Annotated in this window: 18 protein-coding genes; 5 read left to right on the forward strand and 13 right to left on the reverse strand. The window is 51.6% G+C overall.

Translation table 11 applies throughout. The annotated features are described in order from the left end of the window. Positions 1–630: 630 nt before the first annotated feature. From ACSZLD_RS12365 to ACSZLD_RS12380, 4 genes are read right to left on the reverse strand one after another with little or no spacing between them, the layout of a single operon-like run. Positions 631–1776 (reverse strand): mannitol-1-phosphate 5-dehydrogenase, encoded by a 1146-nt coding sequence (locus tag ACSZLD_RS12365; protein ID WP_444685342.1) that lies wholly within the window; start codon positions 1774–1776, stop codon positions 631–633. Further along, the gene (locus tag ACSZLD_RS12370; RefSeq protein ID WP_377910557.1) at positions 1777–2214 is read right to left on the reverse strand and encodes a PTS mannitol transporter subunit IIA; all 438 of its coding nucleotides are present in this window, start codon (positions 2212–2214) and stop codon (positions 1777–1779) included. A 16-nt stretch (positions 2215–2230) separates the two neighbouring features. Next, positions 2231–4291 carry a BglG family transcription antiterminator gene (locus ACSZLD_RS12375; protein ID WP_444685343.1) on the reverse strand — a complete coding sequence of 687 codons (2061 nt, stop codon included), beginning with the start codon at positions 4289–4291 and terminating at the stop codon, positions 2231–2233. Between the two features lie 18 nt (positions 4292–4309). Continuing rightward, the gene (locus ACSZLD_RS12380; protein ID WP_377910555.1) at positions 4310–5743 is read right to left on the reverse strand and encodes a PTS mannitol transporter subunit IIBC; all 1434 of its coding nucleotides are present in this window, start codon (positions 5741–5743) and stop codon (positions 4310–4312) included. 692 nt (positions 5744–6435) lie between these two features. Here ACSZLD_RS12380 and glmS point away from each other — a divergent pair. Further along, positions 6436–8238, forward strand: coding sequence for a glutamine--fructose-6-phosphate transaminase (isomerizing) (gene glmS / locus ACSZLD_RS12385; RefSeq protein WP_444685344.1), 1803 nt, complete (start codon positions 6436–6438; stop codon positions 8236–8238). A gap of 287 nt (positions 8239–8525) precedes the next feature. On the opposite strand, the gene ACSZLD_RS12390 is transcribed toward glmS, so the two are convergent. The 5 genes from ACSZLD_RS12390 to ACSZLD_RS12410 all read right to left on the reverse strand — a co-directional run bounded on the left by ACSZLD_RS12390 (position 8526) and on the right by ACSZLD_RS12410 (position 13681). After that, positions 8526–9380, reverse strand: a complete 855-nt coding sequence (locus ACSZLD_RS12390) for an EamA family transporter (protein ID WP_444685345.1) — start codon at positions 9378–9380, stop codon at positions 8526–8528. Between the two features lie 120 nt (positions 9381–9500). Then, positions 9501–10355 carry an alpha/beta fold hydrolase gene (locus tag ACSZLD_RS12395; protein WP_444685346.1) on the reverse strand — a complete coding sequence of 285 codons (855 nt, stop codon included), beginning with the start codon at positions 10353–10355 and terminating at the stop codon, positions 9501–9503. Positions 10356–10453: 98 nt separating this feature from the next. Next, on the reverse strand, positions 10454–11620 hold the full coding sequence (locus tag ACSZLD_RS12400; protein WP_444685347.1) for a hypothetical protein: 1167 nt from the start codon (positions 11618–11620) through the stop codon (positions 10454–10456). Continuing rightward, positions 11613–13001, reverse strand: a complete 1389-nt coding sequence (locus ACSZLD_RS12405) for a vWA domain-containing protein (protein ID WP_444685348.1) — start codon at positions 12999–13001, stop codon at positions 11613–11615. Before ACSZLD_RS12405 ends, ACSZLD_RS12400 begins: the two co-directional genes overlap by 8 nt. Positions 13002–13156: 155 nt before the next feature. Continuing rightward, a complete protein-coding gene (locus tag ACSZLD_RS12410; RefSeq protein ID WP_444685349.1) occupies positions 13157–13681 on the reverse strand; it encodes a GrpB family protein in 525 nt (174 codons plus the stop codon). 111 nt (positions 13682–13792) lie between these two features. Between ACSZLD_RS12410 and ACSZLD_RS12415 the strand changes: the two genes are divergently transcribed. After that, positions 13793–14332 carry a GNAT family N-acetyltransferase gene (locus tag ACSZLD_RS12415; RefSeq protein ID WP_444685350.1) on the forward strand — a complete coding sequence of 180 codons (540 nt, stop codon included), beginning with the start codon at positions 13793–13795 and terminating at the stop codon, positions 14330–14332. 102 nt (positions 14333–14434) lie between these two features. On the opposite strand, the gene ACSZLD_RS12420 is transcribed toward ACSZLD_RS12415, so the two are convergent. The 4 genes from ACSZLD_RS12420 to ytvA all read right to left on the reverse strand — a co-directional run bounded on the left by ACSZLD_RS12420 (position 14435) and on the right by ytvA (position 19879). Beyond that, positions 14435–15877: a catalase gene (locus ACSZLD_RS12420; RefSeq protein WP_444685351.1), complete on the reverse strand. Its 1443-nt coding sequence runs from the start codon at positions 15875–15877 to the stop codon at positions 14435–14437. Between the two features lie 383 nt (positions 15878–16260). Further along, complete coding sequence (gene katG, locus ACSZLD_RS12425) at positions 16261–18462, reverse strand: catalase/peroxidase HPI (protein ID WP_444685352.1); 2202 nt, start codon at positions 18460–18462, stop codon at positions 16261–16263. Positions 18463–18698: 236 nt separating this feature from the next. Beyond that, positions 18699–19007, reverse strand: coding sequence for a hypothetical protein (locus ACSZLD_RS12430; RefSeq protein WP_377910544.1), 309 nt, complete (start codon positions 19005–19007; stop codon positions 18699–18701). A gap of 107 nt (positions 19008–19114) precedes the next feature. Beyond that, positions 19115–19879, reverse strand: a complete 765-nt coding sequence (gene ytvA / locus ACSZLD_RS12435; RefSeq protein WP_444685353.1) for a YtvA family blue-light photoreceptor — start codon at positions 19877–19879, stop codon at positions 19115–19117. 145 nt (positions 19880–20024) lie between these two features. On the opposite strand from ytvA, the gene ACSZLD_RS12440 reads away from it, so the two are divergent. The 3 genes from ACSZLD_RS12440 to ACSZLD_RS12450 all read left to right on the forward strand — a co-directional run bounded on the left by ACSZLD_RS12440 (position 20025) and on the right by ACSZLD_RS12450 (position 22102). Continuing rightward, complete coding sequence (locus ACSZLD_RS12440) at positions 20025–20723, forward strand: class I SAM-dependent methyltransferase (protein WP_444685357.1); 699 nt, start codon at positions 20025–20027, stop codon at positions 20721–20723. 4 nt (positions 20724–20727) lie between these two features. Continuing rightward, positions 20728–21279: a hypothetical protein gene (locus tag ACSZLD_RS12445; RefSeq protein WP_377910542.1), complete on the forward strand. Its 552-nt coding sequence runs from the start codon at positions 20728–20730 to the stop codon at positions 21277–21279. 169 nt (positions 21280–21448) lie between these two features. Continuing rightward, on the forward strand, positions 21449–22102 hold the full coding sequence (locus ACSZLD_RS12450) for a vitamin K epoxide reductase family protein (RefSeq protein WP_377910541.1): 654 nt from the start codon (positions 21449–21451) through the stop codon (positions 22100–22102). Positions 22103–22227: the final 125 nt, after the last annotated feature.

Here is a 22227-nt window from a genome sequence, read left to right on the forward strand (position 1 = left end):
TCGGACACAGGCTTCTCACGAGAAGCCTTCAAGAGCCGGTCCGGCTCCGCTCGCGCTTTTCATGCCGTTCAAGTTCGAACGGCGATGAGGCTTCACTCGGACACAGGCTTTTTACAAGAAGCCTTCAAAAGCCAGTCCGGCTCCGCTCGTGCGTTGATGCCGTTCGCAGATCTGAACGGCACGGTATCTTCAGACTGCGCTGATTCGATAGGCGTCCCCGCCGGACACATCGGGAAATCGGCTCTGATTCTTAAAGAATAACGTTGCGACAGGCTGACGAAACTACTTTTTTTACGTTTATCATGAAATTCAATGACGTACTGGCGTCCTTATATAACACGTAAACGGCTCAAAGTAAAGGTTCTATCTGTATCGAAAATCGTGTCAGCAAAAGCCGCACATATGAACCGTATTGCAAGCTGCCGACATCGAAGGACTTCGACTCCGGGAGGATCAGAACGAGGCGAAGATCCAGCGCTTCCGACGGAAGAAGGAAGCGGTTAGCTGAGCCCGTTCCCTCCGGAAAGCGAGGGTCCGCAGATACAGGCAGATGCAACGTTATTCACCTAAAAAAACTTTATCGACAGTCTGACAAAGGCCGTCCCAAATGGGGCGGCCTTTGTGTTTTTATTATGCTTGAATGGCTTCATACAAGGCGGCTGCCTGCTGTACGAGCGGACTGTCCGGATCGAGTCCGCTGACAGCTGCCAAAACGGAAGAAGCGGAACTCACAGCCAGCTGCTGATGAAGCTGGGCGGCTTCTTCGTCCTGCAGGTTATCGTAGGCGAGTGCGGCTGCAATCGTGCGTAACAGCGCTTCCGGATTTATGCCACGTTCTTCCAGCTGCAGAGCAGGGCTGATAAGACGTTCCCGAGCGCCGAGCTTTTTCAGAGGCTGTCTGGCAACCCGGTCGATAGAATCAGATAAAGCATCGTTCTCAAAACGGCTGAGCGTCGTGCGGATATAAGCGGCATGCGTGTCCGGATCGAAGCCGTACTTGGCCGTCAGCAGTTTTCCGGTTTCCTGCAGCACGCTTTCCACCTCACTGCGGACCTCGTTGTCTTTCATCGCCTCCTGAACCGTGGCATGCTGCCTCTGCCAGCCGTGATAAGCTGCAGCTGCATGACCAGTGTTCACGGTAAAGAGCTTGCGCTCGATGTAGGCGTCGAGATCATCCACGTAGTGAATCCCGTCAATAGGCGGAACCGGGCCGTGAATAGCCTTCTTCTCAACGGTCCATTCGTAAAAAGGCTCTACGAGTACGTCCAGCGGATGAGCCTGCTCCTGAATCGGAACGATGCGGTCCACTGCTGCGTTCGGCCAGCTGATGAACGCTTCTGCCTGGCTTGCCTGCTCGTCAGAAAGGTGTTCCTTTACGTGCATGCGCAGCATGTCGGTGCCGCCGACTGCGTTTTCGCAGGCGATAACCGTCAGCGGCCAGGCTGAATCCAGTCGTTCCTTAACCGCTTCTGCCAGCACAGGGGCCAGGTGCTTTAAAACAGGCGCACCGACAGCCGTTGTGACGAGATCTGCTTCCCGAAGCGCAGCAAGCAGCTCCTCTTTCTCGTGCTGCGAATGCAGGCCAGTAAAGTTGGTAACGGTTTCCGGAGGTTGATCAGGGGCTGCGAAGAAAATCTGATAACTCTCCTCCTGCTTTAACAGCTTGATCAGCTCATTGTTTACATCAGCAAATGTCACCTGGCAGCCTGCCCGGTGAAGGAGCTGAGCGATGAAGCCGCGGCCGATATTCCCGGCCCCAAAATGGACGGCTCTCATTTACTCCACCTCTTGGAACATGTCGAGCAGTTCCTGTTTTGTTGTTGCGTTCAGCATTCTTTCTACGTTTGCTTCCTCGGAGCAAAGGATAGCAATTTTCGACAGGATTTCGAGGTGCTCGTTATCCTTTCCTGCGATGCCGAATACGAGCTTTGCCGTATTTCCTTCGCCGTATTCTACGCCATCAGGAATTTGCAGAACAGACAGACCAGAATAGTGAACATTGCTCTTTGCGTCGTCAGTGCCGTGCGGAATGGCGACACCGTTCCCCATGAAAGTGGAAGTGATTTCTTCCCGCTCAAACATTTTGTCAATGTAGCCGGCATCCGTATAGCCGCCGTCAACGAGAATTTGCCCGGCTTTGCGGATCGCTTCCTTTTGGTCTGTCACCTTTACGCCGAGCTGAATGTTTTCCTCTGGAAGAATTGCTTTTGTCATGATGAAACACTCCTTTTTATTCGTTCGTTATTCCACGGATAAGCTGTAAAAACTCTCCGCTCATCACATCTTTTATTTCTTTTTCGCTTCCTTCCGCAAACAGGCGGAGGTTGCGTTCATTCTTTACAATCATGCCGCTGATGCTGCTCAGAAGGCTGCTTTGGGTATCACTCATATCCAGCGGTGCGAGCATGAGCAGAAGGCGCCTGACATGAATGGTGGAGCCATCCATGGCTCGGATTGGTTCTGGATGTAGGCGTTCCACGAGCAGAAACACCGGTTCACGAATGTCACTGCTCCGCGCATGATAGAGCGCAAGCTGCGTGTTCGGAAGTCCGACTCCGGAAAGCTGCTCCCGTTCCTGCAGCGCGTTTTTAACGGCGCGGGCGTCTGATACAAATCCTTTTCCCTGCAAATACAGCAGCGTATTCTGCATGCTCTGCCAAAACGGGACGGCAGTCGATTCCTGAATCAGCTCTACGTGCTGCATCAGCTGCAGAGCTTCGTTCAGCTGGGACTGCATCGATTCCAGCGTACCCGCTGCAGGCTGTTTGGAAACGGAATCTGGTGTTCTTCCCGGCTTTCGAGCCATATAGTGTTCAATCTCAGCCAGTTCATCATCGGTTAAGAACGGATTTACTTGAATGTAATCGTACGCGTCATCCAGGGCAATCGTCGAGATGATGAGATCGGCAGGATCAAGCGTTTTCTGATCCAGTTCATAAACCGAGAGTTGTTCCATCGACGTGATCTGCGGCAGCTCCCGTTTAAGGCGGGCGGTCATCATTTTGGATGAGCCAATACCAGTGGAGCAGATAACGTAGGCGTGGTATTCACGACCGTCATCGAGTTCCAGCGCCGATCCAAAGTGAAGCACGAGAAACCCAACTTCGTCATCCGGAACATCAAGCTCAGCAAACACGTGACGAGCGGCATCTGCCACTGCAGCGAACAGCTGCGGGTATTTAGTCTGAATCGTGTCCTTAAGCGGATTATGAATGCTCATTTGCTGCTGCATGCGATAGAGAGCGGGGCTTAAATGAGCAGTGAGGCCCTTTTCCAATGCGTGTCCGGAAAAAGCCGTGCCGTACCGGTCGGATACGTGGCGGATCAGGCGGCTGGCAAGAAAGGAAATATCCAGATCCGGGTCCGCTTGAAACGCTGTATCCCGCTGCAGCTTGGCGCCGCGAAGGTGCATCGTAATATAGCCAATCTCTGTATTAGGAATGGTTAAATCGAGCCGTTCCTCGAGCCGTGCAGCAAGAGAAGCAGCCAGCGGAAATTCCTGCGTCTGCTTTAGACGCTCCAGCAGCTCCTCTTTCATCTGTACCCGTTCACCGAGCTGAATACGCTCCAGTGCCAGCGCAAGATGGACGACGAGCGCAGCATAGGAAGAATCGGCGATAGGAACCGGAAGCCGGCGGGTGACTTCTTCGACAGCTCGTTCGACCTCCTGAATCCGATCTTCGTCGACGAAACCGAGCAGCTGGTCGGCGATTGCCTTCGTTCGTCCGCCGGTTTCTGCAAGCGTTTTGCGGCGGATGAAGCGGAGCAGATCCGTATCATTTAGATGATTGGCAAGCAGCGCGCGAATGGCGCGCCGTTTTGCCTGCTCCTCACCGGCTGCCTGAATCCCAAAGCCTCGTCGTCTCAGCAGCGTCAGCTGATGCTGCTCCATCCAGTCTGTCAGCTTATCCAGATCACTGCGGACGGTTGCTTCCGTGATGTGCAGTTCGGAGGCGAGAGCATGCAGTTTTACAGGTTCTGTTGCTGTCAGCAGCTTATATGATAAAAGCAGCTGACGCTGTTCAGGCAAAAAGTCAATACTGCGGGCCTCTGACAGGTCCTCTGTAAGAGCCTGAAGCTCTTGATCTGGTCCGGAAAGGCGCAGCCCGGTCCCTGACTTCTTTTCCAGCGTCAGCTCATACGGCTGCAGAAGACTGTCAAATGTCGTCAGATCACGGTGGATGGTGCGTTCGCTCACATCCAGCGCTTCGGCCAGATAGGCAACCGTGACTCCTTCCGGATGTGCTAGCAGCTCATCCAGAATGCGCCGGTCTCGGGCGGATACGTACATATACGTCCCTCCAGTCTGTTACTGCTTCAGTCGCTCCACGAGCTTGTCGTATTCCGGGCTGTTCAGGAAGTTTTCTACAGATACATGATCAGCTCCCGGACGCTTTTCTTTTGCACGAGGCGTGAGGTCCTTATGGGTGATGACAATATCGGCGTCTTCCGGAAGGTTGCTAATGGAAGTATTCGTCACATCAATGTCGAGTCCTGCTTTTTTCACCTTATCACGCATGATCGAAGCTCCCATTGCGCTTGAGCCCATACCTGCGTCACAGGCAAAAATGATGCGGTTGACGTTTGACGGATCGATTCCAGCTTCAGGCGCAGCCTGCTCGCCTTCTGCAAACGTACCAGAAACGCTGCTCTTCTTGCCTTTCATTTCTTCCATTTTAGCAGCTGCCCCGGACATATCATCTTCAGCGGGATTCTTCGTCGTCTTCAGAATGATGGAAGCGACAAGGAAGGAGACACCCGTGGCTGCAAACACACCGGCGAACATCCCGAGATAACCGCCCGGCGGCGTCATCAGCGTATACGCGATGATGCTTCCTGGTGCAGGTGTTGCGACGAGTCCGGCATCAAAGATCGAGAAGGTGAAGATGCCTGCCATACCGCCGGCGATTGCTGCCAGAATTAGAATCGGGCGCATCAGGATGTACGGAAAGTAGATTTCGTGAATACCACCAAAGAAATGGATGATCGCGGCCCCTGGTGCTGTACGCTTTGCCGAGCCGACTCCAAAGAGCATGATCGCAAGCAGCACGCCCAGTCCTGGACCTGGGTTTGTTTCAAGCATCAGCAGAATCGAAGAGCCCTGCTGGGAAGCCTGCTCCAGACCTAAAGGACTGAGAATACCATGGTTGATTGCGTTGTTTAAGAACAATACCTTTGCTGGTTCAATGAAAATACTGGCAAGCGGGAGCAGGCCGAGTGATACAATGACGTCCACCCCTGCACCGAGCGCCTGCGTCAGACCGAATACGACCGGACCGACCGTGATGACGCCGAAGAGTGCAAGCAGCATCGCAAGAATACCAGCTGTAAAGTTGTTGACGAGCATTTCAAAGCCTTGACGTACTTTCCCTTCGAGCAGACGGTCAATCTGTTTAATGAGGAGGCCGCCGAGTGGACCCATGATCATGGCTCCGATAAACATTGGCACTTCTGCACCGACGATGACACCCATTGCGGCAGTCGCCCCAACGACACCACCGCGTGTATCATGGACAAGCTTACCGCCGGTGTAGGCAATGAGCAGCGGCAGGAGGTAGGTGATCATCGGACCGACGAGCGCTTCGAACGTCGGATATGGCACCCAGCCATCCGGAATAAAGAGCGCAGTGATCAAGCCCCAGGCGATGAACGCCCCAATGTTCGGCATGATCATGCTGCTTAAAAAGCTTCCGACCCGCTGAATTCGTGTCCGCAGTGTCGATTTTTGTTGTTCCTGACTCATGTGAAATCCCCCTTCAGGATAAAGAATAAGTAGCTTGTACCTTTATAGTAAAGCGCTCTCATCGCCTCTACAACACAATGAAAACGCAATTACGTCACAGTTATTCCTGACAGGATTTCGTTTGTCGAATTTTAAGGACGCACATGGCCTTCTTTAAATGGTCTCAGATTAGAAAAACACCGTACACGGGGCGGATGACGATTCGGCAAATTTCATGATTAACGGATGGGGAAACAGGTTACAGAAAACAGAGGACGAGCTGTAACACTCTTCGCTGAGCGGCGACTAACACAGCGAGTCCGGCCCATTTAGCTGACGGATACAAGTGGAGATCGAATAGTGACACAGAACATTTCCAAAATGTGCAAAAAACGATTGACCGCTGTTTTGCCGTGTAGTATGATGAGGTCATTCAAATGCGTGAAAGGGGGAAAGAAGACTGAGAAACATCATTCAAAAGCGCCTGGACTGCCGATGTGCAGTTGACGAGGAGGAGGTTATCGAACGTTCGGCGGATGCCTCCCGGCTGCCTGAAATCACAGCCGCAACAAGGAGCTAAACCAGCGAGGCGACTTGCTGAACAAAAGCTTATTGACTGATTTCCTGATACACACAACCATTAAAACGAGAAAGAGTGGGGCGGACATGCCCCCGGCGTGAACCTGCCCTGCTCACAGGGAGGACATTTAGCTATGTGCGGAATTGTAGGATATATTGGAACAGCAGATGCAAAGGAGATTCTCCTGCGTGGACTCGAAAAGCTCGAGTACCGCGGCTATGACTCTGCAGGAATTGCGATTGCGAATGAATCAGGAATTCATGTCTATAAAGAAAAGGGCCGAATTGCTGCTCTTCGGGACGTTGTGGATACGTCTGAAGACAGCGTAGTCGGCATCGGTCATACACGCTGGGCGACGCACGGCGTACCAAGCCAGCTGAACGCTCACCCGCACCAGAGTGCGACTGCCCGTTTCACGATTGTGCATAACGGGGTTATCGAAAACTATGAGCAGCTTCGCAGAGAGTATCTTGAAGGTGTGGAGATGGTATCTGACACGGATACAGAAATCATCGTTCAGCTTGTTGATACGTTCTCAAAAGAAGGCCTGTCGACAGAGGAAGCGTTCCGTAAAACGCTCAGCATGCTCGAAGGCTCCTACGCGACGGCACTGCTCGATAACACCGATCGTGACACAATCTATGTCGGCAAGAATAAAAGCCCGCTTCTGATCGGTCTGGCTGACGGCGTAAACGTTATCGCGTCTGATGCGATGGCGATGCTGCAGGTAACAAACGAATTCATGGAAATTGAAGACAAAGAAATCGTTGTTGTTACACGTGAAACAGCCCAGGTGAAGAAGCTGGACGGCCAGGAGATAAGCCGCGATTCCTATATCGCAGAGCTCGACTCCACCGACATTGAAAAGGGCACGTACCCGCATTACATGCTGAAGGAGATCGACGAGCAGCCGTTTGTGATTCGGAACATCATCACGAAGTACAAGGATGAGAACGAAAACATTAAGCTCGACGAAGAGATCCGCAGCGCGGTAACAGATGCAGACCGCATCTATATTATTGCGGCCGGAACGAGCTATCATTCCGGACTGGTCGGAAAAGAACTGATCGAAAAAATCGCACACATTCCGGTAGAAACGCATATTGCAAGTGAGTTCCTTTACAACATGCCATTACTAAGCAAGAAACCACTCTTTATCTTTATTTCACAGAGCGGAGAAACAGCTGACCTCCGCGGTGTACTCGTGAACGTGAAGGAGCTGGGACATCCGGCACTGACGATTACAAACGTACCAGGCTCCACATTGTCCCGTGAAGCAGACTATACGCTGCACACGCATGCAGGCCCTGAAATCGCCGTTGCGTCAACGAAAGCCTACACGGCGCAGATGGCTGTGATGGCTATTCTTGCAGTGGATGCTGCTCGTGCAGGCGGAGTAGAAATCGACTTTGACCCGCTGCAGGAGCTCGGGATCGTTGCAAACGCAATGGAAATTTTCACAGAGAAAAAAGAAGTGCTCGAAGAAGTAGCGCGTGAATTCCTCAGCGTCTCGCGAAATGCCTTCTTTATCGGCCGTTCGCTCGACTATTACGTCTGCATGGAAGGTGCCCTCAAGCTGAAGGAAATCTCCTACATTCAGGCAGAAGGCTTTGCAGGCGGAGAGCTGAAGCACGGGACGATAGCGCTGATCGAAGAAGGAACACCGGTGATTGGGCTTGCAACACAGAAAGATGTCAGCCTGAATATCCGCGGAAACATGAAGGAAGTTGTCGCCCGCGGCGCGAACCCTTGCTTTATCAGCATGGAAGGCTGCGAACACGAAGAAGACACGGTTGTGATGCCTGCCGTGCACGAATATCTCACACCGCTTGTGAGCGTTCTGCCAATGCAGATCATTTCTTATTACGCAGCGCTTCACCGCGGCTGCGACGTGGACAAGCCTCGTAACCTGGCGAAGTCCGTAACAGTAGAATAACAGCTGACACCCCCAATCGGTTCTGTGAACCGGATGGGGGTGTTTTGATTGCGCACGGCGGTCTTCAGCAGATAGTGAAAACGAAAGTGTTCAACTTTTTCTGCAAAAGCGTTAAACAGGCTTCCTAAACCGTCAACCTGTAGCTGTAAAAGCATTAACATGGGCTTGGACCTGTTTACGAGCATCAACTTAGAACTGTTAAAACGAAGAAAGGATTAAATACCGGAGAGAAACGTTTACCTTTCTCCTCCGAACATTCACCTTTTAAAGTCAGCTGGTGTCAAAATTCAGCTTATTTGCAGCAGAAGGATCCCGATGAAGACGAGCGCAAGCGAAACCGTCTGCAGCCGGGTGAGGCGCTCCCGCAAATAGAGCACCGACAACAGCGCCACAACGAGACTGTTCGTGGAAAATACAGGGGAGACGATGCTGGCAGGCCCGCTCTGCAAAGCCCACGCGTAAAGCTGCATGCCGGCAAAGGAAAACAAGCCGGCTCCGAGTCCAAATTGGAAGCTTTTCAGTCGACAAGGCGAATTTCTCTGAGGAGAACGAAGCAGCGCCTGCAGCGACCAGAGCAGGCCAACTGCATAGCCGACGAAAAGGATAGTCGTATTTGGAAGCGCAAGCTCTTCCGTTACTTTCAGACCGCCGTTACGCAGAAAAAACAACGCAGTCGCAGCAAACACAAATACGTACCAGATCCGGTTTGGAATACTCAGTTTTTCTCGGGGGTCAAGCGGAAGCAGGCTCACGGCTGCGACAATCAGAAAGATCCCGGTGTATTCCATTGCGCCGGGGCGTTCTGCGTAAACGATAACAGACATGAGTACGATCAAGAGAATATTCGTGTTCACGAGCGGGGAGGTCAGGCTCGCCGGTCCATATTCGAGCGCCCGCATGAACAGCAGATTGCCGAACGTGGAGCCGATTCCTACAATCATTCCGCTGAGCAGAATCACCGCAGAGAGATACAGCACGTTTTCCACGTACGCCGTTACAGCAAAGCCGACAGTGCCGCTGGCATAAACGCCTGCAAAAAACGGCAGGAGCGGCCAGCCTTTGAACGCGTTCACTTTAAAGCAAAAGGTAGCCAGACCAAAGATAATGGCGCTGGCTGCGGCAAGTAAAAACCAGAGTGTCATGGTGAAATCCCTTCTTTACATACAAGTGGTTACGGAGGTACCCGGATGCTTTGCAGCGCCTTTTTTATGGTAGTCCAAAAGGTCGATAGTCTGTATCTAAAGCTTCGAAAAGGCGATTATCTATTGATGCTCATGTAAAAAGGCCAGCAGCAGGCGGTCGGTAGTGCCGGCTTCTTTACCGAGCCAGATCAGATGCCCCCATGCATGCAGCTTTTCCAGTCTGGCATTCGGTATCATGGCTGCCGCGTGCTCTGCATGCGCAAACGGAACCGAGGCGTCGAACGGACTGTGCATGATCAGAACGGGGCAGGTAATCGCAGCGAGTGTGTCTGTTCCTGCTTCACGTGACTGCTCAAGATCGATCATAAAGCCTTTTCCCGAGCGCTGCGAGGCCATCATTCGTGCAAATGTTTCCGCGTCGCCGGGGGCTATGCGTGAAGCTGCTTCTTGATAGGAGAGCGTGCTGAAGGAGGAAAACATCTGGCGAAAAAGCAGCTTTGGAAAACGACGGCTTATCAGCTGCAGCAGCTGCCACGTGAAGCGCTCCCGTTTCGGATGAAAGAGAACCTTCGCCGCTTTATAGGCAGGGTCTGCAGGGGTAAGCCATTCCTTGGTTACGGCAGATTGCAGCGTCAGCGAGGCAGCTTTTTCCGGATAAAGGGCGGCAAAGCGGATGCCTGCAGGACCTCCTGCCGAGGCAGCCAGCACATGAATTCGTTCCAATCCAAGGTGGGTAAGCAATCCTTCATAAAGCGTACATGCAGCATCGAGATTGCGGACGGGAGACGTCACCCCGTAGCCGGGACGTGATGGAGCAATGATGGAAAATCCTTCCTCTAGCAGCGCCTCTGTCCCGATCGTCTCGAAGCAGCTGGCATGACCGCCGTGCAAAAACAGAACCAGCGGCCCTTCGCCACGCTGTGTATACTCGACGACCATCGCGTCCTTTTCGAACGTGCCATACCGCTGAATCATGTCTGCTCCCTCCAATCGGATCGTTACGATGATTGTAGCGCAAAGCTGCAGCAATTCCTATAAGAAAAGAGCCCGTCTGGAAGCAGACGGACTTTCAGCTAGGCAGAAGACGTGTTGCGCATGCTTTTCTTTGCCACTCTTACAGCTTGATGATGGTGAGCCGGCTTCTGCCTGCGAACGAACAGTGTGACGAGCATAAGCGGGAAAAATAAGACCGCGTAAGGAGCAAGCATCCGTGGATCATGGGGCTGCATCATCACAATCAGAAGCGACAGAAGGAAGACGGCCGTTCCGTAAGATGCTGCGGATAGAAGCGCGATCGGCAGGAGGGTGATCGGTTTCACCCGTTCAAACCGGTAGCCGTAGAGAATGTGAAAGGCGCCGAACACAATCGTGGCACCAATTGTTCCGACGAGGCTGATGTCCCCGGCCATACTTCCCGGCTGCATCAGCACGTACCACTGATCAAGCAGCATCACCATCAGCAGCAGCGTAGTGGAGCCTATAAACAGGTGCGGCAGTCTCCATGGAAACGTGACATAGTGATGAGAATGTGTCTCCATCTCAGGCGTATATTCCGGCAGATAGGCATGGTCCTCGCGACGCTGCCGGTTGATGTAGCTTATCACGCTGCCGTTAAACGTAAACGGTTCTTTGTAAAGGTCCGTTTGAATCAGCTCGGCTGCATCAGGGTCGCGGTAAAGTTTGTTCACCGACTCATCTGTGCGGAAAAGAGACAGACCGGCGTGTTGGGCATCAGCCAGCCAGCTATTGGCCGATTCATCGTCCCGAAACGAAATATCCATCCATCGTGTCTGTCCAGCTTCCTGGAAGACGACAAGTACAACCGGAATGTACGTATAGATCGTTTTACTAGTGGAGCCCTGGCCAGTTGTATACGCCTGAAGCTGCGGTGCCAGCAGGACCGTTTCAATAGCAGAAAAGGGAATCTGGATGGCGTCAAGCGGCTCGCTGCTGCCGCTTTTTTCATGACTCATCCATATCTCCTGCTTTTCTTCATCGATGCCGTAGGCAATGAACTGATCGAGTTTCCGGATTTTATGAACCAGCAGGACGCTCGAGAGCATGAGGACAAGTCCTGTTCCACCTAGAACGATGAGGCCGGCAGCCGAACCTGTCTGGTAGGCTGCCCACACGATACCCGCACCGCCTAGAAAGAGAATGGCAGTAAGTACGTAATACATGGTGATAGCTCGTGTTGTTTCCTGCAGGTCATGCGTTTTTCCCTTCAGATTGCTACTCATTGTCATCCCCCTGGATAATATCCTGGCGTTCGTTGATGCCTTCTTCTGTGATATCCTGGCGGTTTTGAATGCCTTCATCGACTGCCTGCTGGCGGAATTGAATCATGGACTCCGTGATATAAGAGCGGATGGCGATACCCCGGTCTGTTACAGAAGAGCGAAGAGGAATGCCGGAATAATCGTCGTTCTGTTCCTCCAGCGCCCGGCTCAGGTCGGTTAATCGATCTTGTTCGGCCCTGCTCAAATCCGTAATCGTCTCCTGCAGCTCCCGGGAGCGGTCGAGATAGTCGCTTTGCTGCTCGCGGCTGACGTCTGTATTCTCTGCCTGCCACTCCCGCCAGGCGCTGATCAGCTCGCTTTGTTCCTCGCGAAGCGTCTGGCGCAGCGTTTCTGCATCGTCTGCCTGCATATAGTCACCGCCGCCGGCAGAGGCAATGTCCATAAGAGCCTGGTGCTCATCATCCTCTACGTCAAACCCGATGATGTGAACGACCGCATTAATGCCGCTCTCGTTCAGATCAGCTGCTGCCTGAACGGGATCACCGCCGCACGTTTCCTCTCCGTCACTGACAATATAGACGACAACCTCGTCCCCGTCTTCTGCATATGCCAGCAGATCGTCTCCAGCAGCTTCAATCGACGCTGCAATCGGCGTATAGCCGGTCGGTTCGAATGAATCAAGCACCTCTGTAAATGCTGCTTCCTCATAAGGAGCTAACGGATAAAGCTCTTCCGTGCCTGCACACGACTCCTCCTGATCGACAGCCAGATTGCTTCCCTGATGTCCGTATACGCGCAGCGATATGTTTGCGTGCTCCGGCAGTTCAGCCGCAAATTCATGCACGGCTTCTTTCGCCGCATCCATCTTTATCTCATCCCCGACAGACTGAGCCATGCTTCCGCTTGCATCAAATAAAACCTGAACATGAAGCCCCTGTACATCCTCTTCGGAGCTGCTTGTATCGCCGGGACGTACCGTAAGCTCCTCGTAGTCGATTTCGAGCGCCAGTGCTTCTTCGATGTAGTTCCGGTAATCAAACGCTGTCAGATCAAGCACTTGCAGAAAGAGTTCGTCATCGCTCGTGCCGGACTCGATCGAATCAGAGAGTACCGTCATCACTTCATCTTCATCGTAGTCGTCCTCACTATAGGATCCTGGCGCTGCCTGCATCCATTCCTGCGGTTCACTGCCAAACCGATCCAAATCTCCAAACGAATAAGAGGTCGAGTCATCATCCGTTTCTTCTGCCTTCTCTTCCTCTTCAATTGAGTCGTTCTGTGTCTCGGGCTCCTGCACTTCCGTTTCCTGCTCATGTTCAGCGCTGCCGGAGCAGCCTGCAAGCAGCAGGAGAACAGCAACTGTTACGCCTGATGGTCTCATATTTCCTTACCTCCGCCTGTGAATTCATACATCAGGGTACCAGAGCGAGGCGAAATTGTCCGGAATTTACACGTTTTTCCTGCTTTAGTCCAGTAAAATTTGACATTTTAACTGGGAAGTAATTCGTTTGTTGTAGACGAAAAGATAGTAAACGGTTAGGTGCGCAGCTGATAAATATGGTGGACGAAGGCGGTTTTCTCTTCCGTATAGGCAGGAATACTGGTCGGATGAGCGGCAGCTGCCCGTTTTTTCAGAGCGGCGTATGCACTGTGTTCAGCAGAGTGTGTGTTCATATAATTCCGGAAAAATAGCAGGTTGTTCCACAGCTCGCCGTTGTACGTCATCAGATGGAGAATGTGAGTCTTCGTTTCATAAGAATCGTCCGTAAACGCTGCAAATACGATTTCCTCCTGCTTTTGAACGCGCAGGCGCAGAAATCCGCACTGCTTTAAGCGGCAGAATAAATCGTTGTGATCTGCGTCTAACTGATCCACACCGATAGCAAGGTCGATGATGGGCTTTGCGGGCATGTCAGCTATTGCCGTGCTGCCAATATGAGCAAAACGGTTCTCAGGAATGTCAGTTACTGCAGAAAGCTCCTTTATCCGTTCGTCTGCCCTCTGGCTCCACTGCGGATCGTACGGTACAAGCCTTACATCATTACGTTTTAGTCCAAGCATATTCTCCCTCCTTCTCTCAGTATCAGTGTGAAGAAAGAAGGGGAAAAGAAACAGTCTGGTTTTATATTCCATAAAAGGATATAATAGTTGTGGAGAAAGAGGGGTATGACCATGGAGCAACCGCCAGAATTACGAGGAGAACGAGTGCTGCTCAGGCAGCCGGCAGAGCAGGATCATACGGACTATATGCGAGTCGACTTTGATCCGGAAATGCTGCACATGTATGGAGAAGACCGGCATCGGCGCCTTTTAAAAACAGAAGCGGATGCGGCAGCTTTTCTGGAAGCAATCAGCCGCCATCCCCATGAATGGTGTGTCGAATATGAAGGCCGTCTGATCGGACAGGCGAGACTTACCGTCCGCTGGGAAGACGAAAAAGCCAGATTTGCGATCGGTCTGTTCGACCCGTCCGTCTGGGGGCAGGGTCTCGGCACAGAAATTACGAAGCTCGTACTCGGCTATGCCTTTGAAACGCTTCGGCTTCACCGGGTGGAACTGAAGGTGCTCGCGTATAATACTCGTGCGATCCGCTGCTATGAAAAGAGCGGCTTTATTAAAGAAGGGATCGAGCGCGAGGGAGCGCTGGTAGAGGGAACGTTTCACGATGATATTCGCATGAGTATCCTCCGTAAAGAGTTTGAAGATCGGTAAAACCAGTAACGATGAATCCGTTTTTTACACGAAAAAGAGGTGCCGGCCGCTATGGCTTGGCACCTCTTTTGATCATAAGAGATCTTGCAGAGCTACGGTTATTTACCGGTAGGCGCTGATGTCGACAGACAAATTCTCTGCGAGCTTTTCCCCTAATGCAGGACAGCCGCGGTAGAAGTTGCAGATTTGCAGTAATTGTGTGTCTTCCCGTACGTCCTGCAGCGCATTCGTCAGGTTGGAGACGAGCGCTTCTTTGTCAGCATCGGAATAGTGATCCCACACCTGCTGCGGCTGCAGAAAATCGGCTTTTTTGTCGATTGGAATCCTGCCTGCCGGACCGGAAACAGGAGCGACGTGGTCGATTTGGGAACGGTCCTCTTTAGGTGTCTCTTCATACCGGTTAGGCTCGTAGTTCACCGGGTCTGTCGGCTGATTTACCGGCATGAAACCGTCGCGCTGATAGTGATTTACTTTCGCAAACGGACAGTTAACAGGCAGCTGCAGGTAGTTCGGGCCGATCCGGTACCGCTGTGTGTCTGAGTACGAAAACAGTCGTCCTTGCAGCATTTTGTCTTCAGAAGGCTCAATGCCGGGAACAAGAACGCCGGGATTGAAGCCGACTGATTCTGTTTCAGCGAAATAGTTGTCCACGTTTTTATTTAGTTCCAACGTACCGACGTGATGATATGGAAAATCCGATTCGAACCAGTCTTTCGTAGCATCCAGCGGATTAAACTCGTAGTCATCAACGTTTTCAGGATCCAGAAACTGCACATAGAGGTCCCACTGAGGGAAGTCGCCGCGTTCAATCGCCTCATATGCATCCATGGTGGCATGATTAAAATCCTCTGCCTGAATCTCGGATGCTTCCGATTCGGATAAATTTTCAATTCCGAGCTTCGGTACCCAGCGCAGCTTCACGTAGACATATTCGTCGTGTTCGTTCACCCATTTAAAGGCATGGACGCTTGAGCCGCGCATATGCCGGTAGCTTCTGGGAATCCCTTCGTCCGAAAACAAGTGCATGAGCATGTTCGTCGATTCCGGCGTCAGGGACATGAAGTCAAAGAAGCGGTCCGGATCCTGAATGTTCGTACGCGGGTCAGGCTTCAGGGAGTGAATCACATCAGGGAATTTCATGGCGTCGCGGATGAAGAAAACAGGAAGGTTGTTGCCGACGAAGTCGTAGTTTCCTTCTTCCGTGTAAAATTTAACTGAAAATCCTCGTGGATCTCGGAGCGTTTCCGGCGAATGGTTACCGTGAATCACGGTGGAGAAGCGTGCAAAGACCGGTGTTTCCGTGCCTTCTTCCTGCAGAAAATGAGCCTTTGTATAAGGTTTCATGCTCGCAGCTGTGCGAAATGTTCCGTGTGCACCAAACCCGCGCGCGTGAACGACGCGCTCCGGAACACGCTCCCGGTCAAAGTGCGCCATTTTTTCGATCAGCTGATAATCCTCTAATAACGTCGGGGCGTTTTCGCCGGCCGTGCGGGAGTTTTGATTATCCCGAATCGGTACACCTTGCCCAGTCGTCAACTTCTTCATGCACAACACTCTCCCCAGCAAATTAGTTGCCAGCAGTCATCCAGGCGCTTGCGAATACCGCAGCACTCATAACCCATTGCGGTGTCTGGAACCGACATTTTCAGAACAGCCGCGGAAAAAAAGCCCGGCCGGAGGTTCTGTTTACCTGTTCCAATTGAACGATTAATCAAAGAATGATTATGTACAGCTTCACAACGCAAGCGATCGGATTCGTCTGGCTTGTCAAAAGAACGCACGTTCTACATTTTCCCTGAGAAACGAAGGCATAAACGACAATCAGCCTAATCCGTGAAAAAAGATCCAGGAAAGAAGCAATGGCGGGAAATCAAACAGAAAAACCGCCTGCCGGAATGAATCCGGACAGGCGGCTGACATACAGCTGTTTATTTTTTGACGTCGAAACGGTCAGCGTCCATGATCTTCACCCATGCGTTGATGAAGTCGTTCACGAACTTCTCTTTGTTGTCATCCTGTGCGTAAACTTCAGATACGGCACGGAGAACGGAGTTGGAACCGAATACGAGATCGACGCGTGTTGCCGTGCGAACGACGTTGCCGTTCTGACGGTCACGTGCTTCATATACACCATTATCGGCAGGAGCCCACTCAACGCCCATGTCCAGCAGATTCACGAAGAAATCGTTCGTCAGCTGGCCAGGACGGCTTGTGAAGACCCCGTGCTTTGTTCCGCCGTGGTTTGCACCCAGTGCACGCATACCGCCGACAAGAACGGTCATTTCCGGTGCAGTCAGGTTCAGGAGCTGTGCTTTATCAACCATGAGCTCTTCCGGGCTGACAGCGAACTCCTTGAGCTGGTAGTTACGGAATGCATCTGCAACCGGCTCCAGTACTTCAAAGCTCTCCTCATCGGTCTGCTCTTGTGTCGCGTCACCGCGGCCTGGAGTAAATGGCACCGTTACATCAAAGCCGGCATCCTTCGCAGCTTTTTCAATCGCCGCGTTACCGCCGAGAACGATCAGATCAGCAAGGCTGACGTTGATGCTTGTTTCGTTCTTAATGCCCTCAAGCACATCGAGTGCTTTCGCAAGCTGTTCCGGCTCGTTTGCCGCCCAGTCTTTTTGAGGGGACAGGCGGACGCGGGCGCCATTGGCACCTCCGCGCATATCGGAAATACGGAAAGTGCTTGCAGAAGCCCAGGCAGTTTTCACGAGCTCGTCTACAGATAGACCGGAGTCAAGGATCTTGCTTTTCAGCTCGTCGATTTCTGCATCCGTCAGATCATAGTTGCCGCGAGGTACCGGATCCTGCCAGATAAAGTCTTCTTCCGGCACTTCCGGTCCGAGGTAGCGGTCTTTAGGACCCATGTCACGGTGAAGCAGCTTAAACCATGCAGATGCGAAGGCGTCAGCAAACTCGTCTGGATTCTTGTGGAAACGACGGGAAATCTTCTCGTAGTCCGGATCCATACGCATTGCCATGTCGGCCGTCGTCATCATGATCGTGCGCTTCTTAGAGGAATCTTCCGCGTCAGGCGCATGGTCCTCCTCCTTCAGCTCTTTCGGCTCCCACTGGTAGGCGCCGGCCGGGCTCTTCGTAAGCTCCCACTCATAGCCGAAGAGAACGTCAAAGTAAGACATATCCCACTTCGTTGGTGTCGGAGTCCAGGCACCTTCGATTCCGCTTGTAATCGTGTAGGCACCGTTGCCTGTTTCGTGGCTGCTCTTCCAGCCAAAGCCCATGGATTCTACCGGAGCAGCTTCCGGAGCATCCTCAACAGATTCAGCCGGACCAGCGCCGTGGGCCTTACCAAACGTGTGGCCACCGGCAGTGAGTGCTACTGTTTCTTCATCGTTCATTCCCATACGCTTAAACGTTTCACGGATGTCTCGTCCGCTTCCGAGTGGATCCGGCTCGCCGTTAGGTCCTTCCGGATTCACGTAAATGAGACCCATCTGCACGGCAGCAAGCGGGTTTTCCAGCTCGCGTTCGCCTGAATAGCGCTCATCGCCAAGCCACTCTGTTTCAGGACCCCAGTTCACGTCTTCTTCCGGGTGCCAGATGTCAGGACGTCCAGCGCCGAAGCCAAGCGTTTTACCGCCCATGGATTCAATCGCAACGTTTCCGGCAAGAACGAGCAGGTCAGCCCAGGAGATTTTGTTTCCGTACTTCTGCTTAATTGGCCAAAGCAGACGACGGGCCTTATCGAGGTTACCGTTGTCCGGCCAGCTGTTCAGCGGTGCGAAACGCTGGGAGCCGCTTCCGCCGCCTCCGCGTCCGTCGCCTGTACGGTAAGTACCGGCTGCATGCCAGGACATGCGGATAAAGAACGGGCCGTAGTGACCGTAGTCTGCAGGCCACCAGTCCTGACTGTCCGTCATAAGCTTGTGAAGGTCTTCCTTCATTGCTTTATAGTCGAGCTTCTGGAACTCTTCTGTGTAATCGAAGTCTTCGCCAAGAGGGTTGGTCTTCGTATCGTGCTGTGCAAGAATATCGAGGTTCAGCAGGTTCGGCCACCAGTCTTTGTTCTTCGTGCCGCCTGTCGGACTGCTTGTCGGAATACTTGCCGTCAAGCTCTGACCAGTAACCGGGCACTTGTCCATGTTTTCGTTGTTATCCATGTTCATAACTACCCCTTTCCATTTTTTGAAAAGATTCAGAGAGCGATTGTTCCTTCGCACATAAAAAAGTGAGAAAGATACAATATTCATTCTCAGATTATAATTATAATAAATTATAAGCAAAATAAAAAGCGAAACGCTGAAAAATAGTGCATTTAGTTGATTTATCACGAAGGAGAATCGGTGAGATAAAAGGTTTTCGACAGGGAAAAAGAAGGATTCTCAACGGGTACAGCTGATTCTCAGGCAGCGATCTGCCAAAAGAAACGAACCACAATAAAAAGGATCAGCAGTCCGCCTGCGCTGAAGAACACGGCCCGGCCGATTTTCTGCTTCCGGGTCGGATTTTGGGGACGCTTTTTAGTAAGCAGCTTTGGAAAAAAGAGTGCGGTGATGAGCGGCGCGGCAAACAAGCCGGTTGTGATGCCAATCATAATCGGCCAGTCTGGTAAACCTGCTTCCAGCAAAAAGAGCGTTGCAATAGCTACAAGCGTCATAACTAGCGGACGAAGCAGGAATATGTTCCATTTTTCCGTACGGCTGAGTTCCATATGAATACACCCCAGTTAGTGCTTTTCCCATTTCGGGACATCGTTAAACCGTCTCCCGGCAGTCGGTAAGAAAAAGTCGTCCAGCCTGATACAGCTGGACGACCTGGCTACTGCTGCAGCGATTCGTAGGCCTGTTTAACAGAATGAAAAGAGGGAAAGTTGGAAAGGCTCTGGTCGAGTTTACGGTATTTCATAGCTGTTTCGGGCGTAATACCGGTTACGATCATCTCAATACCTTGAAGCTGAAGAATTTCGCCGAGGCGGATGATGCTGTCGGCAACCCCTTCATCCTCCATTTGAAAGCCGGTTAAATCAAGAATAAGGGTTTCCACTCTGGTATCGGCGAGCCCTGTAGTCAGGCGTTCTGTGATCATCTCAAGGCGTCGCTCATCGATCTGCCCGATCAGAGGAAGCACCGACGCACTAGCTGTAATAGGAACAATGGGCGTAGAAAGCAGGTCCAGCTCTGTCTGAGAGGAATCGGCCCGCGACTGCTTATCCTTTAAGTCAGTGATATCTTTTTGGATGCCGACGAAATAATACTGCCCCTCATCCTCCACATAGACCGGGTCAATGTGAAGCAAATTCCAAAAGGGCGTTCCGTTTTTTCTATAGTTCAGCAGTTCTACCGTAAACGGATCTTTTTGCTCAATAGCACGGCGCATAGCAGCGACTGCCCGGCGGTCTGTATCAGGTCCCTGAAGGAACCGGCAGTTTTGGCCGATCACTTCTTCTTTTGTATATCCTGTCAACTCAAAAAAACCATTGTTTGCGTATATAATAGGATTATCAGGCTGCTTCGGATCTGTAATGAGGAACACGTGCGACGTGTGATCCAAAATAATCTCTTTCAATCTGTCGACGCTTGTCACAGTCGAATTCGCTCCTTCCGGAAGTTCATGTGCTAATGTAAAGGATACCTTTCGGGCACCTAACAATCAACTGGTTTGCTATGAAAAACTGTTGAACAAATAGAGAGAAAAAGAGGTAAACGAACAGAGGGGGGGGAATGAAGTGATGCCAATCAATCCGTATGATGATCCGGAACGGTATGACGTGCGCTATGACCACATTCAGAAAGAGGCTGAGTTTCTAAAAGGTGTCATCAAGGACGGAAGCATTGTGATAGACCTCGCCTGCGGAACGGGTAGAACAACTCTGCCTTTGGCACAAGCAGGAGCTTTTGTGACAGGCATCGATATCAGTCAAGCAATGCTTGATCGTGCTATCGCAAAAGCAAAAGCAGCAGGCATCGAAGCCTCATTTATTCAGCAGGATGCTGCTTCCTTTTCACTTCCCTTTCAAGCTGATTTTATTATTATGACAGGTCATTCCTTTCAGCATCTCCTGATGGAAGGGGAGCAGAACAGCCTGCTGGAAGCAGTTTTTCACCATTTAAAGCCCGGAGGAAGCTTGTATTTCGATACGCGGACACCGCCGCATTCAGGAACCGAGACTGAAATAGATGAGGTAAACGGCACACGCGAAGTTGACACATACGATCCGCAAACAGGCATGCTCCACTCCAGCTTGTACGACGCCGACGAGCGCCTGATAGAAGCACTCACCATCCGATACACAGAGCCGGAAAAACTGCGTCCGCTTCTCGAAAAAAACGGATTTACAGATGTTCAGCTGAGGCAGCATTGGAGCACCATGCCTTATACGGGTACTGGCACGATCGTCGTTTATGGCAAAAAAACATGCAGGGGGTAGTAACATGATGAATCCGGATGTGCGTAAATGGTTTGATGATTCTGCTCACGGTACAAAGGAAGCACGCTATGAGGCTTACACGGTTATTATGGAACAAACGAAGCAGGAAGTAGACTGGACCTATGAGATCTGGGAGGAGCTGGTGGATGATCTTAAGCATTCGGATCCGCACAGACGGGCCCGGGCCGGCCAGTATCTCGCTCAGCTGGCAATCAGCGATCCGGAGCAGCGGATTCTCGACGTATTCCCGGATCTTTGGAAGGTGACAAAGGATGAGAAGTTTGTGACAGCCCGGCATACGCTGCAAGCAGCCTGGAGAATTGGCTTGGCAGGGGAAGAACAGCGGAATACGCTGCTTCCTTACATGAAAGAACGCTTTGAAGAAGCAGAAAGCGAAAAGAATGGATCGCTCGTTCGCAGTGACATCATCGAGGGGCTGAAGCGGCTCTATCAGCATAGTAACGATGAACGCTCAGCTGAAACCGCCCGGATCCTGATCGCATCGCTGGATGATGGAAAAACGAAAAGGAAGTGCGAAAAAATCTGGAAAAGCTGAGCGGTTTTCAATAGGATATAACGGAAAGAAAACGCCCCGTCTGCCGCTGGTGGACGGGTTTTTAATATGTTCAAACGAAAATAAACAAGAAGGGTTGACATACCCATTGGGGTATATTAATATATCTAACAGATACCCCGCTAGGTATATAACAAGGAGGAATGAAACGATGAGTGAAATGGTACAAGAGCAAATGTGGATGAATGAGAAAAACAGCGACAGCGCTTCCGCTGATACAGGATACGCGTATGGAAAAGCGGTGCCGAAGCTGTTCGCACTATTTACAGCAGTCGCCGCTATCGGCTGGGCTGTCAGTGTTTTTCTGACGGGTATTCATTTCTGGGTGCTGCCGCTGCCGGCAGGGTTTGATGTGACGGGAACACCGTGGGCGGTCATGACGAGTGAATGGGCTTATGTGATGGGCATTCCGCTTGCAATGCTTGGAGCTTTCTATTATTTGACGGTGCTTTTGTTTGCTGGTCTCTGGTATCACACGAAGCATCCGCTCGTTCTGAAGGTGCTTACCCCGATTACGATTGCAGGCGTATTTTCATCCGCTTTCTTCGTTTACCTGCAGCTGTTCGTGATCGAAGCGATCTGCCCGTTCTGCATGGTTTCTGCTGCTGCAACGACGATCCTGCTGGGACTTGAACTGCTGATGCTGAAAATGAGCAAGCTCCCTTCCGTAAGCGCGATGTTTAAAGACATAAAGCTTGTATTCCATCGTCAGACACTGACGTGGATGCTGATCATGTTTGTTAGCTCGTCCGTCGTCATTCTAAGCTTCTGGCTCGCAACGGTTGTACCTGCGCCGGGAACGTAAGTATGGAAAAGGGGCTGTCCCATAAGTCGATATTATCGACGGGACAGCCCCTTTTTATGTATAGAAGTAATTTTATAGAAGGAAACAGAAAAAAATCGCCGAACCTGTGTGTGTAAGCGACAAAA

The organism is Alkalicoccus luteus (assembly GCF_052061695.1).
GTDB classification, from domain to species: Bacteria; Bacillota; Bacilli; order Bacillales; family Salisediminibacteriaceae; genus Alkalicoccus; species Alkalicoccus luteus.

Bases quoted from the DNA above. Each gene is read 5' to 3' on its own strand.
- ACSZLD_RS12410 (WP_444685349.1), bottom strand. From the start codon at position 13,681: ATGCTTGGACTAAAACGTAATGATGTAAGGCTTGTACCGTACGATCCG.
- ACSZLD_RS12415 (WP_444685350.1), top strand. From the start codon at position 13,793: ATGGAGCAACCGCCAGAATTACGAGGAGAACGAGTGCTGCTCAGGCAG.
- glmS (WP_444685344.1), top strand. From the start codon at position 6,436: ATGTGCGGAATTGTAGGATATATTGGAACAGCAGATGCAAAGGAGATT.
- ACSZLD_RS12450 (WP_377910541.1), top strand. From the start codon at position 21,449: ATGAGTGAAATGGTACAAGAGCAAATGTGGATGAATGAGAAAAACAGC.
- ACSZLD_RS12395 (WP_444685346.1), bottom strand. From the start codon at position 10,355: ATGATTCAGCGGTATGGCACGTTCGAAAAGGACGCGATGGTCGTCGAG.
- ACSZLD_RS12400 (WP_444685347.1), bottom strand. From the start codon at position 11,620: ATGAGTAGCAATCTGAAGGGAAAAACGCATGACCTGCAGGAAACAACA.
- ACSZLD_RS12420 (WP_444685351.1), bottom strand. From the start codon at position 15,877: ATGAAGAAGTTGACGACTGGGCAAGGTGTACCGATTCGGGATAATCAA.
- ACSZLD_RS12440 (WP_444685357.1), top strand. From the start codon at position 20,025: ATGCCAATCAATCCGTATGATGATCCGGAACGGTATGACGTGCGCTAT.
- ACSZLD_RS12370 (WP_377910557.1), bottom strand. From the start codon at position 2,214: ATGACAAAAGCAATTCTTCCAGAGGAAAACATTCAGCTCGGCGTAAAG.
- ACSZLD_RS12405 (WP_444685348.1), bottom strand. From the start codon at position 13,001: ATGAGACCATCAGGCGTAACAGTTGCTGTTCTCCTGCTGCTTGCAGGC.
- ACSZLD_RS12445 (WP_377910542.1), top strand. From the start codon at position 20,728: ATGATGAATCCGGATGTGCGTAAATGGTTTGATGATTCTGCTCACGGT.
- katG (WP_444685352.1), bottom strand. From the start codon at position 18,462: ATGAACATGGATAACAACGAAAACATGGACAAGTGCCCGGTTACTGGT.
- ACSZLD_RS12380 (WP_377910555.1), bottom strand. From the start codon at position 5,743: ATGAGTCAGGAACAACAAAAATCGACACTGCGGACACGAATTCAGCGG.
- ACSZLD_RS12375 (WP_444685343.1), bottom strand. From the start codon at position 4,291: ATGTACGTATCCGCCCGAGACCGGCGCATTCTGGATGAGCTGCTAGCA.
- ACSZLD_RS12390 (WP_444685345.1), bottom strand. From the start codon at position 9,380: ATGACACTCTGGTTTTTACTTGCCGCAGCCAGCGCCATTATCTTTGGT.
- ACSZLD_RS12430 (WP_377910544.1), bottom strand. From the start codon at position 19,007: ATGGAACTCAGCCGTACGGAAAAATGGAACATATTCCTGCTTCGTCCG.
- ACSZLD_RS12365 (WP_444685342.1), bottom strand. From the start codon at position 1,776: ATGAGAGCCGTCCATTTTGGGGCCGGGAATATCGGCCGCGGCTTCATC.